16 protein-coding genes are annotated in these 15,581 nt (G+C 58.9%); 5 read left to right on the top strand and 11 right to left on the bottom strand.

All coding sequences use genetic code 11. The features are described 5' to 3' along the window. Positions 1–7: 7 nt before the first annotated feature. Positions 8–913, bottom strand: coding sequence for an alpha/beta fold hydrolase (locus LJX93_RS16125; protein ID WP_047583784.1), 906 nt, complete (start codon positions 911–913; stop codon positions 8–10). Positions 914–1,128: 215 nt separating this feature from the next. Between LJX93_RS16125 and LJX93_RS16120 the strand changes: the two genes are divergently transcribed. Next, positions 1,129–1,362: a hypothetical protein gene (locus LJX93_RS16120; RefSeq protein ID WP_095065529.1), complete on the top strand. Its 234-nt coding sequence runs from the start codon at positions 1,129–1,131 to the stop codon at positions 1,360–1,362. A 406-nt stretch (positions 1,363–1,768) separates the two neighbouring features. Here the strand turns inward: LJX93_RS16120 and LJX93_RS16115 are convergent, their stop codons facing one another. The 6 genes from LJX93_RS16115 to LJX93_RS16090 form a co-directional block, all read right to left on the bottom strand. Further along, positions 1,769–2,683, bottom strand: a complete 915-nt coding sequence (locus LJX93_RS16115; protein ID WP_095065527.1) for a LysR family transcriptional regulator — start codon at positions 2,681–2,683, stop codon at positions 1,769–1,771. Between the two features lie 16 nt (positions 2,684–2,699). Continuing rightward, positions 2,700–3,209: a flavin reductase family protein gene (locus tag LJX93_RS16110; protein WP_033698668.1), complete on the bottom strand. Its 510-nt coding sequence runs from the start codon at positions 3,207–3,209 to the stop codon at positions 2,700–2,702. A 25-nt stretch (positions 3,210–3,234) separates the two neighbouring features. After that, a complete protein-coding gene (locus tag LJX93_RS16105) occupies positions 3,235–4,266 on the bottom strand; it encodes a methionine synthase (RefSeq protein WP_033698666.1) in 1,032 nt (343 codons plus the stop codon). Between the two features lie 26 nt (positions 4,267–4,292). Beyond that, positions 4,293–5,279 carry a DUF1852 domain-containing protein gene (locus LJX93_RS16100; RefSeq protein ID WP_227696190.1) on the bottom strand — a complete coding sequence of 329 codons (987 nt, stop codon included), beginning with the start codon at positions 5,277–5,279 and terminating at the stop codon, positions 4,293–4,295. An 833-nt stretch (positions 5,280–6,112) separates the two neighbouring features. Beyond that, complete coding sequence (locus LJX93_RS16095) at positions 6,113–6,355, bottom strand: hypothetical protein (protein ID WP_227696189.1); 243 nt, start codon at positions 6,353–6,355, stop codon at positions 6,113–6,115. A gap of 461 nt (positions 6,356–6,816) precedes the next feature. Next, the gene (locus LJX93_RS16090; RefSeq protein ID WP_095065562.1) at positions 6,817–8,043 is read right to left on the bottom strand and encodes an MFS transporter; all 1,227 of its coding nucleotides are present in this window, start codon (positions 8,041–8,043) and stop codon (positions 6,817–6,819) included. Positions 8,044–8,265: 222 nt separating this feature from the next. On the opposite strand from LJX93_RS16090, the gene LJX93_RS16085 reads away from it, so the two are divergent. Then, positions 8,266–8,814: an adenylate kinase gene (locus LJX93_RS16085; protein ID WP_095065560.1), complete on the top strand. Its 549-nt coding sequence runs from the start codon at positions 8,266–8,268 to the stop codon at positions 8,812–8,814. Positions 8,815–8,922: 108 nt separating this feature from the next. After that, positions 8,923–9,639, top strand: coding sequence for a tellurite resistance TerB family protein (locus tag LJX93_RS16080; protein WP_033698659.1), 717 nt, complete (start codon positions 8,923–8,925; stop codon positions 9,637–9,639). 21 nt (positions 9,640–9,660) lie between these two features. On the opposite strand, the gene LJX93_RS16075 is transcribed toward LJX93_RS16080, so the two are convergent. Continuing rightward, on the bottom strand, positions 9,661–10,170 hold the full coding sequence (locus LJX93_RS16075; RefSeq protein WP_095065522.1) for a ProQ/FinO family protein: 510 nt from the start codon (positions 10,168–10,170) through the stop codon (positions 9,661–9,663). Between the two features lie 418 nt (positions 10,171–10,588). Then, positions 10,589–10,873 carry a hypothetical protein gene (locus LJX93_RS16070; RefSeq protein WP_227696188.1) on the bottom strand — a complete coding sequence of 95 codons (285 nt, stop codon included), beginning with the start codon at positions 10,871–10,873 and terminating at the stop codon, positions 10,589–10,591. A 423-nt stretch (positions 10,874–11,296) separates the two neighbouring features. Between LJX93_RS16070 and LJX93_RS16065 the strand changes: the two genes are divergently transcribed. Next, on the top strand, positions 11,297–12,289 hold the full coding sequence (locus LJX93_RS16065) for a zinc-dependent alcohol dehydrogenase family protein (protein WP_033698647.1): 993 nt from the start codon (positions 11,297–11,299) through the stop codon (positions 12,287–12,289). A 164-nt stretch (positions 12,290–12,453) separates the two neighbouring features. Continuing rightward, entirely contained in the window at positions 12,454–13,350 is an 897-nt protein-coding gene (locus tag LJX93_RS16060; RefSeq protein ID WP_033698646.1) for a LysR family transcriptional regulator, read from the top strand. Between the two features lie 140 nt (positions 13,351–13,490). On the opposite strand, the gene LJX93_RS16055 is transcribed toward LJX93_RS16060, so the two are convergent. Both LJX93_RS16055 and LJX93_RS16050 read right to left on the bottom strand, forming a co-directional pair. Next, positions 13,491–14,042, bottom strand: coding sequence for a hypothetical protein (locus LJX93_RS16055; RefSeq protein ID WP_033698634.1), 552 nt, complete (start codon positions 14,040–14,042; stop codon positions 13,491–13,493). 321 nt (positions 14,043–14,363) lie between these two features. Further along, a complete protein-coding gene (locus LJX93_RS16050) occupies positions 14,364–15,497 on the bottom strand; it encodes an aminotransferase class V-fold PLP-dependent enzyme (RefSeq protein ID WP_047583421.1) in 1,134 nt (377 codons plus the stop codon). Between the last annotated feature and the right edge of the window lie 84 nt (positions 15,498–15,581).

Genomic DNA, 15,581 nt, shown 5'->3' with positions numbered 1-15,581 from the left:
GCAAACGCTACGGTTTCAGAAAATCGGTGACCGCGTTGGCGAACGCCTGTGGCTGGTCGAGCATGACGAAGTGGAAGCTGTCGTCGATGCGCTTGAAGCGGATGTGCGGGGTGGTGGCGTAGGCGTTGCGGAAGGTGGCCTCGACGTTGGCAGCGGGTATGCCGTAGAGAGGGTCGTAGGCATAGACGACTTCTACCGGCACCTGGATGCGACCGAGCTCAGGGCGCAGGTCGGTGGTCATCAGTTCATAGGTGGCATCGGCCGTGGTCTGCCGGTCCGAGCCTAATGCCGCCGCGAGCAGTGCAGGCCTGGCCGCTTCGCTTTTTGCCAGGCGGGCTATGGAGGCGCGCTGCATGGCCTCGGTTTGCGCCGGCGGTGACGCCAGCAGCGCATCACGGAACGCCGCCGCATGCGGTGCGGCAGTTTCGCGAGTGGCGGCGGGGTCCATCAGCAGGGTGTAGAAGGGCAGGGCATCGACGATCATCAGGCGTGCGACCTGGTCGGGATGACGCGCACCGAGCATCAGCGCCACCTCGCCACCCAGCGAGTGGCCAATGATCACCGGGGCCTTGAGGTGCTGGGTGCGGATGTAGTCAGCGATGGCCTCGGCCGTTGGGGCGGCCACGTTGCCTTGCGGGTTGGAGACGGCCGGTGCTCCAGCAAAGCCTGCGACCTGCACCAGGTGCAGGCGGTAGCTATGCTTTAGCCTGGCGGCCAGGTCTTGCCACACTTCGCGGGAAGACGCCAAGCCCGGGATCAGGATGACATCCGGGCCGGCGCCCTCAACGGTTACCGAGATGCGGTCTTTGCTCAACGTTGCCGACGCCTGCGATGCGGGCTGGGTGGCTGATGCCGGGGCTGAGATCAAGGTGAAAGCGGTACCGATTGCCGCGAGGAGGGTGCGTGTGCGCATGACATTTTCCTTTTGTCCTTCGTTCGCCGTCCAATACCGCCAAACGGGTTGAAGTGTCGAGGATAACATCCAGCCCTGCGTCTTCGGCGTCGGCTGGCAGAATGACGTGAGGGGTCTGTTCGGTAGCGTACAGACCCTTACCGCCATTGCGCACATCCTTGAACAGTCAGCATCTCAGTTGCAGCAACTGTGGGGTTTACTCAGGGAGTGCGGACATGGCAGATAAATATGTTGGGAAGATCGTCGGGGTGGGTACGGACAACGTGGTCTACGTGATCAACATTTATCAGGACGAGACGATTGAACGCTCGCCAAACGGCATGATTCGGCATGAAGGGCTGAAGCATTTCGAGATGCAGTTTGGTGGGGCGGTGCGTAGGATTTCTGAATCCGAGTACGAAATTGCAAGCACGGGGGTGAGGGTTACTGTGCAGGAGGGGGACGGCTAGGGCGGCTCACATGCTGCCTACGCCTGGCCGTAGTCGTTCTTCCTGCCGTCTGTGGGAGCGGGCTAGCCCCGCGAACACGGGCGTAGCCCGTGCCAGTCAACCCCATTTTCTGGCTCGGCCTCTTCGCGGGGCAAGCCCGCTCCCACAAAATGGACTGCCGATGGTGAGCCGTGTCAGGGTATAGGGTGAGGGCACCTAGCTGCCCTCACCCTATACCCCGACAAGCACATGGCAGCCCCACTTCCCCAACATTCCGTGAAGACCATAAAAAAGCCGAGGTCATTTTGGCCTCAGTCGCCCGTGCGGAAAGGGCCCTAGGTAAGTAATCTTAATTGGTATTTCTGAAACACCACACTAGCCTGTGTTGAGCAACAGCTTACGAGCCATAGCTATCAGGCAACGGGCCTTACACCGCATTGACACCCTCCAAAGTCGCAAAGGAAATGTCTTTTGCTGTAAGCAGGAAGTCCCTCATGTAAGGCATTTCCAGCATATCGCTGCGAACCGCCGCGAATAGCGTGGCCTGTAGCCCTTTCTCGCCCAGGCGCTTGGCAATGACATAGCCGCGCGAGGTGTATTCATGCACCGCCCAGTTCGGCAGGCAGCAAACCCCGCGGCCGCTTGCCACCAGCTGCATCATCATCACGGTCATCTCGGCGGTGCGTACCTGGGCGGGCTCGAGGTCGGCGGGGTCGAAGAAGCGGGTGAAGATGTCCAGGCGGTTGCGCTCGATCGGGTATGTGATCAGGGTCTGGCTGGCGATGTCGGCGGGTTCCAGGTAGGGCTTTTCGCGCAGGGGATGGTGCTTGTCAATGGCCAGCATTGCCTCGTAGCCGAACAGTGGTACGTAGGTGATACCTGGCAAGGTCACCGGGTCGGAGGTCACCACCAGGTCGAGGTCCCCCCGTTCCAGGGCCGGCAGTGGCGCGAACGACAACCCTGAGGCCAGGTCCAGTTCAACCTCTGGCCATACCTCGCGGAAATCGTCCACCGAGGGCATCAGCCATTGGTAGCAACTGTGGCACTCGATGGCGATGTGCAGCCGGTCGGCCGTACCGCCAGCCAGTTTGCTCAGCTTGCGCTCCGTGGTGCGAATCAGCGGCAGCACCTGGTCGGCCAGTTGCAACAGCTTGAGGCCGGCCGTGGTGAAGCGCACCGGCTTGGACTTGCGCACGAACACGGGCATGCCGAGGCGACTTTCCAGCTCCCGGAACTGGTGCGACAGCGCCGATTGCGTCAGGTGCAGGAACTCGGCGGCCTCGGGTAGGCTGTCCGTTTCGCGCAGGGCATGAAGGGTGCGTAGGTGTCTCAAGTCGATCATGAGAAGAGGGCAACGCTCAAACCGCGCAATGCGCGGCGAGGTTGCAATATTGTCCTTTGAAATACAGCAAGGGTTGCGTAGCTGCGGCGTCCTGCACGTTCAGCGCTTTCACTTCGCCAATCACGATCACGTGGTCACCGGCTGCGTGTTCGGCGTGAATCTCGCAATCCAGCCAGTGCAGGCTGCCGGCAATGACCGGATTACCCAGCGGCGACGCCTGCCACTTGACCCCATGCCATTTGTCCGCGCCTTTGCGGGCGAACTGGTTGGAAATCCCCACCTGTTCACCCGAAAGGATATTGACCGCGAAGCGGCCCGCCTGGCGAATGCCGGGGTAGCTGGCCGAACTGGCCATCACGCTGAATGACACCAGCGGCGGGCTCATCGACACGCTATAGAACGACTGGCAGGTGAAGCCAATCGGCGCGCCATCAATGAGCGAGGTGATCACCGTGATACCGGACGCGTAGTGCCCGAGCGCTTCGCGAAAGCTCGATGGCGCGATGACAGTACTGGGAAGTGACATGGTAGGTCCTGACGTGAGGGGGCCTTTAATGGGCCAGGAGTTCTCTGCGCACGATGTCTGCGCCTGCACTCAGCGCATTCAACTTGCCCCTGGCGACCTGGCGAGGTAAGGGGGCCATACCACAGTTGGTGCACGGGTAGAGTTTGTCGGCATCTACAAATTGCAGTGCTTTGCGCAGGGTAGCAGCGACTTCCTCGGGGGTTTCAATGGTGTGGTTTGCCACGTCAATGGCGCCTACCATCACTTTCTTACCGCGAATGAGCGCCATCAGGTCCAGCGGGACGTGCGAGTTGTGGCATTCCAGCGAGATGATATCGATGCTGGATTTTTGCAGTTTGGGGAACGCTTCTTCATATTGGCGCCACTCACTGCCCAGGGTCTTTTTCCAGTCGGTGTTGGCTTTGATGCCATAGCCATAACAAATATGCACGGCCGTTTCACACGTGAGGCCTTCAATGGCCCTTTCCAGCGTGGCCACACCCCAGTCATTGACTTCGTCGAAGAAGACATTGAAGGCGGGTTCATCGAACTGGATGATGTCCACACCGGCAGCCTCTAGCTCAAGGGCTTCCTGGTTGAGAATCTTGGCGAATTCCCACGCCAGTTTTTCGCGGCTTTTGTAATGGTTGTCGTACAGCGTATCAATCATGGTCATGGGGCCTGGCAGCGCCCATTTGATGGGCTGCCGGGTTTGCTGACGCAAAAACTTGGCATCTTCTACAAACACTGGCTTTTGCCGAGCGACAGCACCCACCACCGTCGGTACGCTTGCGTCGTAGCGATCGCGGATGCGCACGGTTTCACGTTTCTCGAAATCAACGCCGCTGAGGTGCTCGATGAAGGTCGTCACAAAGTGTTGGCGCGTTTGCTCGCCATCACTGACGATATCAATGCCGGCGTGTTGCTGCTCTTGCAATGACAGGCGCAGTGCATCCTGTTTGCCTTCGGTCAACGCCTCGTCCTGCAACTTCCAGGGGGACCAAAGTGTCTCGGGTTGTGCGAGCCAAGAGGGTTTAGGCAAACTGCCGGCAGTCGACGTGGGTAACAGCTTTTTCATGAAAGAAGACCTTGTATTTGCGTAAGTCAGGAAGCGTAGTGGGCGGACCACTGCTCAAGCATGGCGTGGTAAGGTTTGATGAAGTGCTCTTCGACAAATCGTCCCTGTTCAATAGCCAGCCGGCTACGTTCTTCCCGATCATAAACAATGCGTGTCAGCGAATAATCTTCGTGCTTCAAGCTGGGCTGGTAGGACTTTCCTGCCACCGAGTTGGCATTGTAGATTTCGGGGCGGTAGATTTTCTGGAAGGTATCCATGGTGCTGATGGTGCTGATCAGCTCAAGGTTGCTGTAGTCACTGAGCAAATCGCCGGAAAAATAGAAAGCCAACGGCGCAGCGCTGTTCGCAGGCATGAAGTAACGCACTTTCAATCCCATCTTCCCGAAGTATTCATCGGTCAAGGAATATTCATCTTGCTGGTATTCAAAGCCCAGCACCGGGTGCTGGTTTTCAGTGCGATGGTAAGTTTTGCTGCTCGACACGCTCAGGCAGATGACCGGGGGCTTGTCAAAGTGCTGTTTGTAGGTGGCGGAGTTCACGAAGCGCTTGAACAGCTTGCCATGCAGCTCGCCAAAATGCTCAGGTGTGCTGAACGCTGGCTGGTTCTTGTTGTGCCCCAGTAGCAGTACGCTGAAGTCGTAATCGCGCATGTAGGACGAAAAATTATTCCCCACCATGCCGGCGATGCGCTCGCCGGTTTTTCGGTCGACGATGTGGGTTTTCAATATTTCAATCAAGGGCAGGGCGTGATCGCTGCGTTCAGCATCGATCGTCATCGCGACGGAAATTATCTCAAGCTCGACGCTGTAACGGTCGCCTTTTGGGTTGTCCCAATGCGCCAGGGCGTTGAAGCGGTTGTCGATCATCCCCAGGGTGTTGCGCAAGTTTTCCTGGCGGCTCGCGCCCCTCGCCAGATTGGCGAAGTTGGTCGTGAGGCGTGTGTTTTCGGCGGGGTGATAATGTTCGTCGAAACGAATGGTCTTGATGGAAAAGTTGAAATCTGTGTTCGTCATGGTCGGCTGTCCCACTCGAATATTTATAGGCTCTCTAGTTGAGACGTATTCTAGGTTGGGGCCTGATCGAGGGGTACTGAATTGATTTCACAGGGGCTTTAGCCATCTTCATGATGGCGGTGGCGATGATCGTGACATCCTTGTACGGTAAAAAATCTGACCACTCACCATTCGTCCAATTCAGTCAGGCGCTGGAGGGCCATGCGGTATCTGCAATATTGCGAAACGGAACCCCGAATAGTCCCAGCGATACTCTGTTCGTATCACCCATTGCATTCCGCCTCGGCGTATTGCTCCCACAGGGCCTGAGACTGTTGAAGCATTTCTGGAACCCGCTCTGAATCATTGGCCGCTTTGTGCTTGAGGTTATCCAATGTGGGGCCGCTATGTGCTTGTCGGGAGATAGGGTGATGGTGGCTAGGCGCCTGTCTTGGGTTTGGAGGTGGGGCGGCGCTCGATCTGATAGGCGCTGAAAATGCCAAGCCAGGCACCTTGTGGCCCCATATACAATCTCCAGGCATCCACCCCCCCCTTAAAAAGCGGAGGCCATTCTGGCCCCAGTCATCCGTCCAGGACAGGCCTTGGGCACGTAATTTCATTGGTATTCTGAAACACCACACTAGTCTACACGGGCCTCAATGCATCATGCCCAGTTCCGCGTCGTCCATCAGCGGCTTGGCCAATGCGCTGAAGTTTTGCAGCCTGGTCTGGCCTTTTCGCGGGGCAAGCCCGCTCCCACAGGATCACCACAGACTCGAGCCTGATGTGTACTTGTGGTAGCGGGCTTGCCCCGCGAAGAGGCCAGACCAGGCAACACATCACATCAATAGGCATTAATGCTGAGTACGCGGCTCGGCAGGCATCTGCACCTGAATCAACGCCGACTCAAGCAGCACACGCAGCGCCTCCAGCTCATGCATGGTCGTCATCATCAGGATCGACACGGGTGATTTGGGCTGCAGCAGAATCGCCTGATGGGCCACGGTCTGTGCGCACAACGCGTAGTCCGCAGCCAGGATGAGGGTGTCTTCGAGAGAGTGGTGGTTGTGGGGTGGATCGGGAACGATCTTGAGCATGACTACGTCCTTTTAGAGATGCGGTCACCTGCCTGCTGTCAAACAGAAGGGTGGCAGCTGGACGTGGGTTGACAGACCGGCGGACATAGCAAGTTCCGGCGCACGCAAGCGTGCCCGCACGTACAGCCGCCATAAGGACGAGCTGTGCCATGTACCGTCGCGGCCTGTCAAAGCCGATCGCTGTTTGCAGCGACAGGCCGAGACTAGAGCGGTGCCTGAGCGGCCGCAACGGAAAAAAGGCGGCAGGAGTATGTTTGGGAAAAGGCCTACAAGGAAGGGGTTAAATCTGATTATTCATCACTGAAAAGCAAACCCCCGATCAATACTTCCAGGTCACCGACGCCGTCACGTTGCGCGGCGCTCCATCGCCCGTGCTGTCGACCAGCGGCAGGTTGCCCCAGTTGAACCGGAGCGGGTGAGTACCCGCTCGCGGATTGATGCCGGTTTTTTACTGCGGCCTGTCAGCAGGGCTGAACGGCCAATCGGTTAGTGACGCTACGCCCCAACACCAGCACTGTGACAAAGCCGCAGCCCACCAGCACCGTGGCCAGGCTCAACAGCACCGAGCTGCCCAACTGGTCGACGATCTGCCCGCCAAAGAACGAGCCCAGCGCAATAATCACCTGGAACATCGCCACGAACAGGGGCATGCCGCGTTCGACATCCTTGGGCGCGACCACAAACATCCAGATACTGGCGCACGCCGGGAAGGCGCCGAAGGCGAAGCCCCACAGTGCGATCAGCATTGCAGCGCCGGTCATGCCCGTGGCGAAGTGGGGGAACAGGGCGGTGCTGACGCCAATCATCACGGCCACCAGCATCAGGGTGTGGCGCACGCTGCGGTTGGCGGCGAAGCCGGCGAAGATGTTGCCGATTACCCCGGCCACGCCATACAGCAACAGCAGCGAGCCAATCGTCGGCCCATCGAAGCCGGCGTTCTGTTTGAAGAAGGGTGCCACATAGGTGTACGCGGCAAAGTGCGCCAGGCCAATCAGCAATACCGCAATCAACCCAACCCGCGCTTGTGGGTTGATGAACAGGGCCGGCAGGTCACTGATGCGGATGGCCTTGTCCGGGTTGAGCCGCGGTAGCAGCAGGACCTGCGCCAGCAGCACCGGCACGCCCACCAGCGCGGTAACCAGGAAGGTCATGCGCCAGCCCATCAGGCCACTCAGCCAGGTGCCCACGGGCACGCCCAGCACGGTGGCCAGGGTTACCCCGACCATGATGATCGAGGTGGCCTGGGCAACGCCCACGCCTTTGGGTGCCAGGCGGCCGCTGAGGGCAATGGCCGTGGCCCAGAAACCGCCGATGCTGACGCCCAGCAGGACGCGGCCGAACAGCAGCAGGCTGAAGTCACTGGCGTAGGCCACCACCGCGTTGGCGATGATCATGATCAGCGTCAGGCCGATCAGCAGGTAACGGCGGTCCATGGCGCCAATGCCCACCGACAGCAAAGGGGCGGCGAGGGCGGCCATGATGCCGGGCAGGGTCACCATCAGGCCGGCCTGGCCTGCGCTGATGCCGAGGTCGCTGGCAACGTCGTTGAGCACGCCCACCGGCAGAAACTCACTGGTGACCAGGGCGAAGGCACCCACGGCGACCGAAAGAATCGCCAGCCACTGCTGTTTGACGCTTTGTTGGTTATGTTCGGGAAGGCCGCTAGGGGCCTGGCTGTCGCTTGGCATGATGCTGGGTTCCAAGGGGGATGTCGCCTGCAGCAGGCGAGGAGAGGGCGAAAATTGAAGGCGATTATACGAGGGGGTTGGCGCCACCACACAGGCGCGCGGCTCGATAGTAATCATCAGTACGATCGATAAGACGCCCAGTGCAGAGCGCCTGCTGTTTGCTGCCGAGGGCTATGGTGTATGGTGCGGCCCCGAATTCGGCTTACATTCATGGAGGATAAATTGCGTATCTACATTACAGGGGCATCGTGCGCCGGTGTGACCACGCTGGGTCAAAACCTCGCAAGGCAGCTCGGCTTGCAGCATGTCGATGTCGACGATTTTTACTGGATGCCCACCAACCCTCAATTTACCACCAAGCGGCCTGTCGATGAGCGCGTGGCTTTGTTGCAGCAAAGGCTGGGTGGCGACGATTGGGTGCTGACCGGTTCGTGCCTGGGCTGGGGCGATGCGCTGGTTGCCACTGTAGACCTTACGGTGTTCGTTGTCACACCAACGCCGGTTCGCCTTGAGCGGCTGGCCGCACGTGAAAAGGCGCGCTTTGGCGAGCGGATTGCACCGGGCGGTGACATGCACGCGATCCATGTGGCCTTCCGCGAATGGGCTTCGCAGTATGACGACCCGAGCTTTTCTGGCCGCAACCGGGCGTGGCATGAGGCGTGGTTGGCGGCGCGGACGTCTGCGGTTTTACGGGTGGATGGCGTGAGTAGTGCTGAGCAGATGGTTGCGCAGGTGATGCAGAGGTTGACGCAAGCAGCGCAGTCTACCTGACTGCTCGGTACTCCCCAGGCCACCCGTCGGCCAAACGGTCATGGCGGATCACCTTGAGGGGGCTATCGTTGCTGGGTTGGGCAACGACTACCGACCGAGGGCGGTGCCATGAACACTAGTGATTTACTCGAACAGTTACTTCGCGCCGGGCAGGGCTCACGGGCGCAACAAGGCAGTGGCAGCATGTCGTCGCAAGACGGCCTGGGTGGTTTGCTGGGCGGTTTGCTTGGCGGCGGCAATGCAACGGACGGCGGCGGTGGCCTGGGTGGTTTACTGGGCGGCCTGTTGGGTGGCCGTGGGGGCAGCAGCGCGGGCGGCAATAGCCAAGGGCGCTCCGCAGGTGGCGTCAATTATGCGGCCCTGGCGTCGTTGGGCATGATGGCTTACCAGGCCTATCAAAGCTGGCAGCGCAGCCAGGCGGCCGCTCCGCAACAAGCTGTGCGCACTGTGGATCAATTGAGCGGCCCCGAGGCCGAAGACCACAGCCATGCGATCTTGCGCGCGCTGATTGCGGCAGCCAAGGCCGACGGTCGCATCGACGAGCAAGAACAACAGTTGATCTACGCCGAAATCAAACGTCACACCAGCGACCCGCAGCTGCAGCAATGGCTGGATGAGGAAGTCAGCAAGCCACTCGATGCTGCAGAAGTGGCACAGTCGGCTCAGGACCCGGCCATGGCCGCGGAAATGTACTTGGCCAGTGTGATGCTGGTGGATGACCAGCAGCCCGCAGAGCGGGCCTACCTTGACGAGCTGGCCGGCGCACTGCAAATCGATCCGACATTGCAGGTGCACCTGGAACAGCAGGCAAAGAGAGCCGCCTGACCGGGCTGAGCGCGACTGAACTCAGTCTGTAGTCTGTTGCGCTGTGGTATCGGCGGCAGTGGCCGGGGCGCTCGCTTTTGGCTTCATACGATCACGTCGGCCCTGGCTGCGTTGCCGCGAAGCTTGTTGCTTCGCGTGCAGCGCCTGTGCGGCGGTCACGGTGCCAGAGGGTTGTCCACTCAAGTCCAAACGCGGCGCACCCTCCACCATGCTTGCCCAGTATCGAGCTCCGCGACACCAGGTAGAGATGCCCAGCTTAAGCTGCTCGCGGGTCAGACCCAGCAGCTCCAGGTGTTGCTCGGCATCCTTGAAAATACCCTCCTTGAGCGGCACCTTGGGGGCAGGGTTGACAGGGAAGGCCAACGGAAAATGCTTCTGCAATGGCCAGATCGCTTCCACCGCCGGATCCTGGGCACGAGGCTTCGCCTGCGGGGAAGGCTTGCGCTTGGGGTGTTTCGCGCTATCGGCCTTGACCTGTTGTTTTTCCGACCTGAGGCGGTCACGTAGCTCAGCTAGTTGTTCAAAACCCATCGTTCAATTCACTGCTTCGAAGTTGATTGCGTGGTGCAAGGATATTCCATAAAGCGCTTGGGAGCAGCCCAAACAGGATGAATCGCTGTTGTTTCCGTGAATGCGCCATGACCGGCTCGGCAGATTCTGCCTTTCAGAGGCCGTGCACCAGCCGCCTGCTTGACTTCATGGGCCGGGCCGACAAACCGCCCAAAGCAGTTTTTCGGCACGCTCAACCCTGTGGTCTTCCTCACCTGGCTGACACGAGGTTTCCGCCAGCCTGCGCCCGACCTTCGGCCGTAGACGCCTTGGGGTGGATAGCGACGGCCGTGTTTCGCCCGTCGCTGTGCGTTGTCAGACCTGCGCCTGACGCGTTGCGAATGGTCGCTACTTCCCTTTTTCTGCAGCCAGATCAGCGTCGCAGGCGATGCGAGAGGCATCATCCACCAATGGGAAACACCGATGTGGAATAGAGCGCCAGAGTGCGCTCGTAAACAGCTTCGTCCCTAGTTATCAGCAGCAGGCTTGGGCATGCGCCCAAGAGGGCGTGCTCAGGTTGCAGATCTTCAATTTGCGACCAGAACTCGTCGGCCTTGACCCCATCGGCAAAAGGTTGAAATGCGATTGCGCTTCTGAATTTCGAGAGCTTCGTCCAGTCTGGCAAGCGCTCAAAGACATACCACTCATCAAAGCCTGGCGTGGGTAATTGAGCGATACGTCGCATCCACTGTTCCAGTCAAGCGTGCAATAGCCACCGTGTACGCCGGTGCGGAGTTTGGCTTCCATATAGATTCCGTTGTGAATCAGCGATGACGCAGGTGGCAGGACCTGCCGTCCATGACATGGAAGCAGCTTACACGCCTGCGCTGTGCATGTGGGGGCAGGGCTTGCCGGCGGTGGGCTGTGAAGTGCCCCAGCACCCAGGGTCTGCTCTGGGTCGATAGCCGTTATCCATGAACGGGCGCTTTCGACCTATGGCTGCGCTTCGCGGATCCGTGCCTTTCTGTTTGCCGATCAGCTAGGGATTGGTTCTTCTTGAGTACCAATTTATGAGCCGATCAGCTCTCTATCGCAGGCAAGAGGGTGGGTAGGATCAACACAGCCTTCCAGAAGGAACCGTTATCTCTTGTCGTTAATGAGGTGTGCCATGCCCAAGGTTGTTCACTTTCACCGTACCGGTGACGCTGATGTTCTGATCCTCGATGAAGTCGCAGTACCCACGCCGAAAAGCGGCGAGGTTCAGATCGAAGTAAAAGCTATCGGTTTGAATCGTGCAGAAATCATGTACCGCACTGGGCAGTACGTGATTGATCCCCAGTTCCCAGCGAAGCTGGGCTATGAAGCGGCCGGCATTGTACGCGCGGTTGGCAGTGACGTCCGCGACCTTGTTCCCGGTGACGTAGTTAGCGTCGTGCCGGCATTCTCTTTCGCTGATTACGGCATGTATGGCGAGGTGGTCAATGCGCCTGCGCATGCTGTCGTCAAGCATCCGTCCAACCTCAGTTTCGTGGAGGCAGCGGCCAGCTGGATGATGTTTGTTACTGCATACGGCGCCCTGATTGAGTACGGCAATCTACAGGTTGGCGAAACCGTGCTTATCCCGGCTGCGTCGAGCAGTGTCGGCCTGGCAGCGATCCAGATCGCCAACATGCAGGGAGCCATCCCGGTGGCCCTTACCCGCACAAGTGCCAAGCGTCAGGCGTTGCTGCATGCAGGTGCAAAACATGTCATCGCCACCCAGGAAGAGGATCTGATTGCCGAGGTGGCAGCGATCACCGAGGGCAAAGGTGCGCGTATTGTTTTCGATCCGGTTGGTGGCCCCGAGGCAACCAAGCTGATCAAGTCCATGGCCAACAACGGGATTTTCTTCCAGTACGGCGCTCTCGATCATCGCGATATCCCGGTTCCCGTCTTCGACATTCTTGGCAAACACCTGACCGTGCGCGGCTACGAGCTGTTCGAAATCACCACAGATATTCAAAAGCTGGCCAATGCCAAGGCATTCGTTGCCAAAGGCTTGGCAGGTGGTCAGCTCAAGCCCGTCATCGACCAAGTCTTCCCGCTCAATGAAATTGCGGCAGCACACCGCCGAATGGAGTCGAATTCGCAGATCGGCAAGATCGTCGTCGTGGTTGACTAAATAACATCCTGCGGCAGTGAGACTGGCGTCGTACGCCATCGCTGTTTGCTTCCAAGCAGTGATGGCTTACTTTGTTTTGGTGTCTGAGAGAGGGAGCCTAGCTTCGCTATCGTCCTCAGTGCAGAGTACGTCTGTCCCAATGCACAGGTAACTGGAAGATGGCGATGAACCTGATTGAAGCCATGCAAATGTTCGTGGCGGTGGTTGAGCATGGCAGCTACACCAAAGCGGCCGAGGCACTCAATGTACATCGCCCGGCACTCTCCAAGCTCATCCAAAATCTCGAGCACGAATTGGGAGTGCAGCTGTTACACCGCACCACGCGCAGAGTAAACACCACGCCCGCTGGCGATGAGTTCTACGAACGCAGCCTGAAATTACTCGCTGAACTAGCGGACACACTGGACTGGTTTTCGCCGACTCGTCCGCCGCGAGGCAAGCTCAGGATCGACATGCAGACCGTACTCGGTCACGCGGTGATAATCCCGCGACTGCCCGAGTTCATGGAGCGCTACCCTGGCCTGGAAATATCTCTGGCAACCTCTGACAACTTGAACGACCTTATCGCGGAAGGCATCGATTGTTCCGTGCGGCTCGGTGATCTGGATGATTCGAGCCTGGTTGCCAAACGTATCGGCGAGGTCGCTTTGGTGACCTGCGCGGCTCCCGCCTACGTAAAGAAACATGGTTTACCCGGCACGCTGGATGATCTGCAGGCGCACCTGGCAGTCAACTTCATGGTTGAGCAGCGCCGCCAGATCATGCCTTGGCGATTCAGGGCCAACGGTAAAATGATTAGCGTAAAGATGCGCAGCGGCATCGTCGTCGACAATGCCGAGGCTTTGCTCTACTGCGCACTGGCGGGGATCGGGATGGTACAGGGGCTGCGCCCGGCGTTGCAGCGATACATCGATAGCGGGCGTGTAGTGGAGGTTCTGCCGGATGTTCCAGTCGAACCGAAGACCGTTTCCGTGCTGTTTCCAGATCGCCGTCATCTGTCACCCAATGTGAGGGTATTTGTCGAGTGGGTGAGTGGGTTGTTCCAAGAGGAAAGGTATTAGGGGCGGTTATCGAACGTCAGCGTTGGGTCGATAGCGGTCGGTCGCAGATGACCGCTTCCGACCCATAGCAGCCCTTTGAAGTGAGCAACTCACGGCGTTGGTTTCCCAGCGAATAATGCCGGTAGATTACTGATCAATCCTCAAACGCAGCCGTAATTGCGGAGGAAAGCCCTAGCCAACATACCATTGAAGTCCTCCAGCTTGCTGAGCCTCCACGCTTCCCCGATGCTGATGAATTCACGATTAAGATACCCTGCAAATTCAGTGTTTATCAGGGAGCGGTCCATTGCCAACACGCCCCACTCTTCGAAAGCACTTTCATAGGCAAGCCATTCATGGGTCGGGCTGAATACCAAGTGCGGCAGTTCCAGCGGCGTGTTTGGTGGGCGGAATGATTGGCGCTGAAGCTCAAACACACTCTCCTCTGTGGAGCTACCATCGAACAGCCTGCCTGTGCAATCAGGGGTACCCCATGAAAACAGAACTCCCATTCCACTTGAGAATTGCCGATGGCTCTCGATCAACAGACTTTCGAGCAGGCCCAAGTCAGAAAGAAGCGACCGTTCAAAGAACCAATAATCTAGGTTTGGCTGAAGGAAGACGCGCGCGGGAAGGTCATTCGTGATGTCGAGTTTCAATGCCAGCTTCTGTCCGATGCGTTGGCAGTCCTCTGGGGCGATGGTAAACAGCATCGGCTTCTCCTGAACTAGGGCATTCGATTGTACACCTAGAGCCGCGCTTCCCGGCGATGGGCCGCTAAACAGCCGCAAGATCCAAGTGTCGGCTTTGGGTCGAAAGCGGCCAGCCGGGACCGGCTGCTCTCGACCCAAGGCGGACCTGACCCAAAGCTCTGTTGCCGGCGATGGGCCGCGAAACGGCCCCGGCATAAAGGTGACTGCTATGGGCCACTTCGCAGCTTGCTGCGCTCAACACTGCCGTACGAAGCGAATGCCGCTCCGTAACCCTGGCAGGCTACCTTCCTGAAATTCACCTTACGGTAGGAGGTTGATGGCTTAGTTCGCCATCACTTCCTCCAGTGCCTGCTCAAGGGTGCTGACTGTGCGCTCGATATTGTGCAGTTTTTCGAGCCCGAACAGGCCGATGCGGAAGGTCTGGAAGTCGGCCGGCTCGTCGCATTGCAACGGCACGCCGGCGGCTATCTGCAGGCCGTGAGCGGCAAACTTCTTGCCGCTCTTGATGTCGGCATCATCGGTGTAGCTGACCACGACGCCTGGGGCCTGGAAGCCGGCTGCGGCCACGCTCTTGAAACCTTTACCGGTCAACATGGCGCGCACCCGATCACCCAGCGCCTGTTGTTCGTCGCGGACCTTGTCGAAACCGTAGGCCTGCATCTCGTTCATCACGTCGTTGAATCGGGCGAGCGAATCGCTGGGCATGGTTGCATGGTAGGCGTGTCCGCCTTGTTCGTAGGCCTGCATGATCTGCAGCCACTTTTTCAGGTCGCAGGCAAAGCTGCTGCTCTGCGTGTGCTCGATGCGCTCGAGGGCCAATGCGCTGAGCATCACCAGGGCACAGCAAGGGGAGGCGCTCCAGCCTTTCTGCGGTGCGCTGATCAGCAGGTCGACTGCGCACTTTTGCATATCAACCCAAAGCGTGCCAGAGGCGATGCAGTCCAGCACGAACAGGCCACCCACCGCATGCACGGCGTCGCCGACGGCCCGCAGGTACTCGTCGGGCAGGATAATCCCTGACGAGGTTTCAACGTGGGGGGCGAAGACAATCTGAGGCTTGTGCGCCTGAATGGCCGCCAGCACTTCCTCCAGCGGCGGGGGCGCGTAGGCAGCCTGGCGCCCGGTGTCGACCGGTCGGGCTTTCAGCACCGTGGTGGCCGCCGGGATGTTGCCCGTATCAAGGATTTGGCTCCAGCGATAACTGAACCAGCCGTTGCGTATCACCAGGCATTGCTGGCCGGTGGCAAACTGTCGCGCTACCGACTCCATGCCGAATGTACCGCTGCCCGGCACTACCGCAACAGCTTCGGCGCCATAGACCTGTTTCAAGGTCTTGGAAATGTTCTTCATCACGCCCTGAAATGTCTGTGACATGTGATTGAGCGAGCGGTCGGTGTAGACCACCGAGTACTCGACCAGCCCCTCAGGATCAATACTGGGATAAAGCGTCGACATGGGGTGACTCCTTTGGCAGAGATGTCAGTGGTATCGACCCTGCCTCAAGCCCTGGCAAATGACAAGACTTGGCGCCTTACCCGA

The organism is Pseudomonas sp. HN2-3, assembly GCF_020691745.1.
Lineage (GTDB): Bacteria > Pseudomonadota > Gammaproteobacteria > Pseudomonadales > Pseudomonadaceae > Aquipseudomonas > Aquipseudomonas capeferrum.
This window is presented reverse-complemented; position numbering and strand designations above follow the sequence as displayed.

What these genes read in the sequence shown, in the direction of transcription:
- LJX93_RS16105 (WP_033698666.1), bottom strand. Translation starts at nt 4,266, where the DNA reads ATGAAAAAGCTGTTACCCACGTCGACTGCCGGCAGTTTGCCTAAACCC.
- LJX93_RS16090 (WP_095065562.1), bottom strand. Translation starts at nt 8,043, where the DNA reads ATGCCAAGCGACAGCCAGGCCCCTAGCGGCCTTCCCGAACATAACCAA.
- LJX93_RS16065 (WP_033698647.1), top strand. Translation starts at nt 11,297, where the DNA reads ATGCCCAAGGTTGTTCACTTTCACCGTACCGGTGACGCTGATGTTCTG.
- LJX93_RS16125 (WP_047583784.1), bottom strand. Translation starts at nt 913, where the DNA reads ATGCGCACACGCACCCTCCTCGCGGCAATCGGTACCGCTTTCACCTTG.
- LJX93_RS16070 (WP_227696188.1), bottom strand. Translation starts at nt 10,873, where the DNA reads ATGCGACGTATCGCTCAATTACCCACGCCAGGCTTTGATGAGTGGTAT.
- LJX93_RS16060 (WP_033698646.1), top strand. Translation starts at nt 12,454, where the DNA reads ATGAACCTGATTGAAGCCATGCAAATGTTCGTGGCGGTGGTTGAGCAT.
- LJX93_RS16100 (WP_227696190.1), bottom strand. Translation starts at nt 5,279, where the DNA reads ATGACGAACACAGATTTCAACTTTTCCATCAAGACCATTCGTTTCGAC.
- LJX93_RS16095 (WP_227696189.1), bottom strand. Translation starts at nt 6,355, where the DNA reads ATGCTCAAGATCGTTCCCGATCCACCCCACAACCACCACTCTCTCGAA.
- LJX93_RS16075 (WP_095065522.1), bottom strand. Translation starts at nt 10,170, where the DNA reads ATGGGTTTTGAACAACTAGCTGAGCTACGTGACCGCCTCAGGTCGGAA.
- LJX93_RS16110 (WP_033698668.1), bottom strand. Translation starts at nt 3,209, where the DNA reads ATGTCACTTCCCAGTACTGTCATCGCGCCATCGAGCTTTCGCGAAGCG.
- LJX93_RS16055 (WP_033698634.1), bottom strand. Translation starts at nt 14,042, where the DNA reads ATGCTGTTTACCATCGCCCCAGAGGACTGCCAACGCATCGGACAGAAG.
- LJX93_RS16115 (WP_095065527.1), bottom strand. Translation starts at nt 2,683, where the DNA reads ATGATCGACTTGAGACACCTACGCACCCTTCATGCCCTGCGCGAAACG.
- LJX93_RS16120 (WP_095065529.1), top strand. Translation starts at nt 1,129, where the DNA reads ATGGCAGATAAATATGTTGGGAAGATCGTCGGGGTGGGTACGGACAAC.
- LJX93_RS16080 (WP_033698659.1), top strand. Translation starts at nt 8,923, where the DNA reads ATGAACACTAGTGATTTACTCGAACAGTTACTTCGCGCCGGGCAGGGC.
- LJX93_RS16050 (WP_047583421.1), bottom strand. Translation starts at nt 15,497, where the DNA reads ATGTCGACGCTTTATCCCAGTATTGATCCTGAGGGGCTGGTCGAGTAC.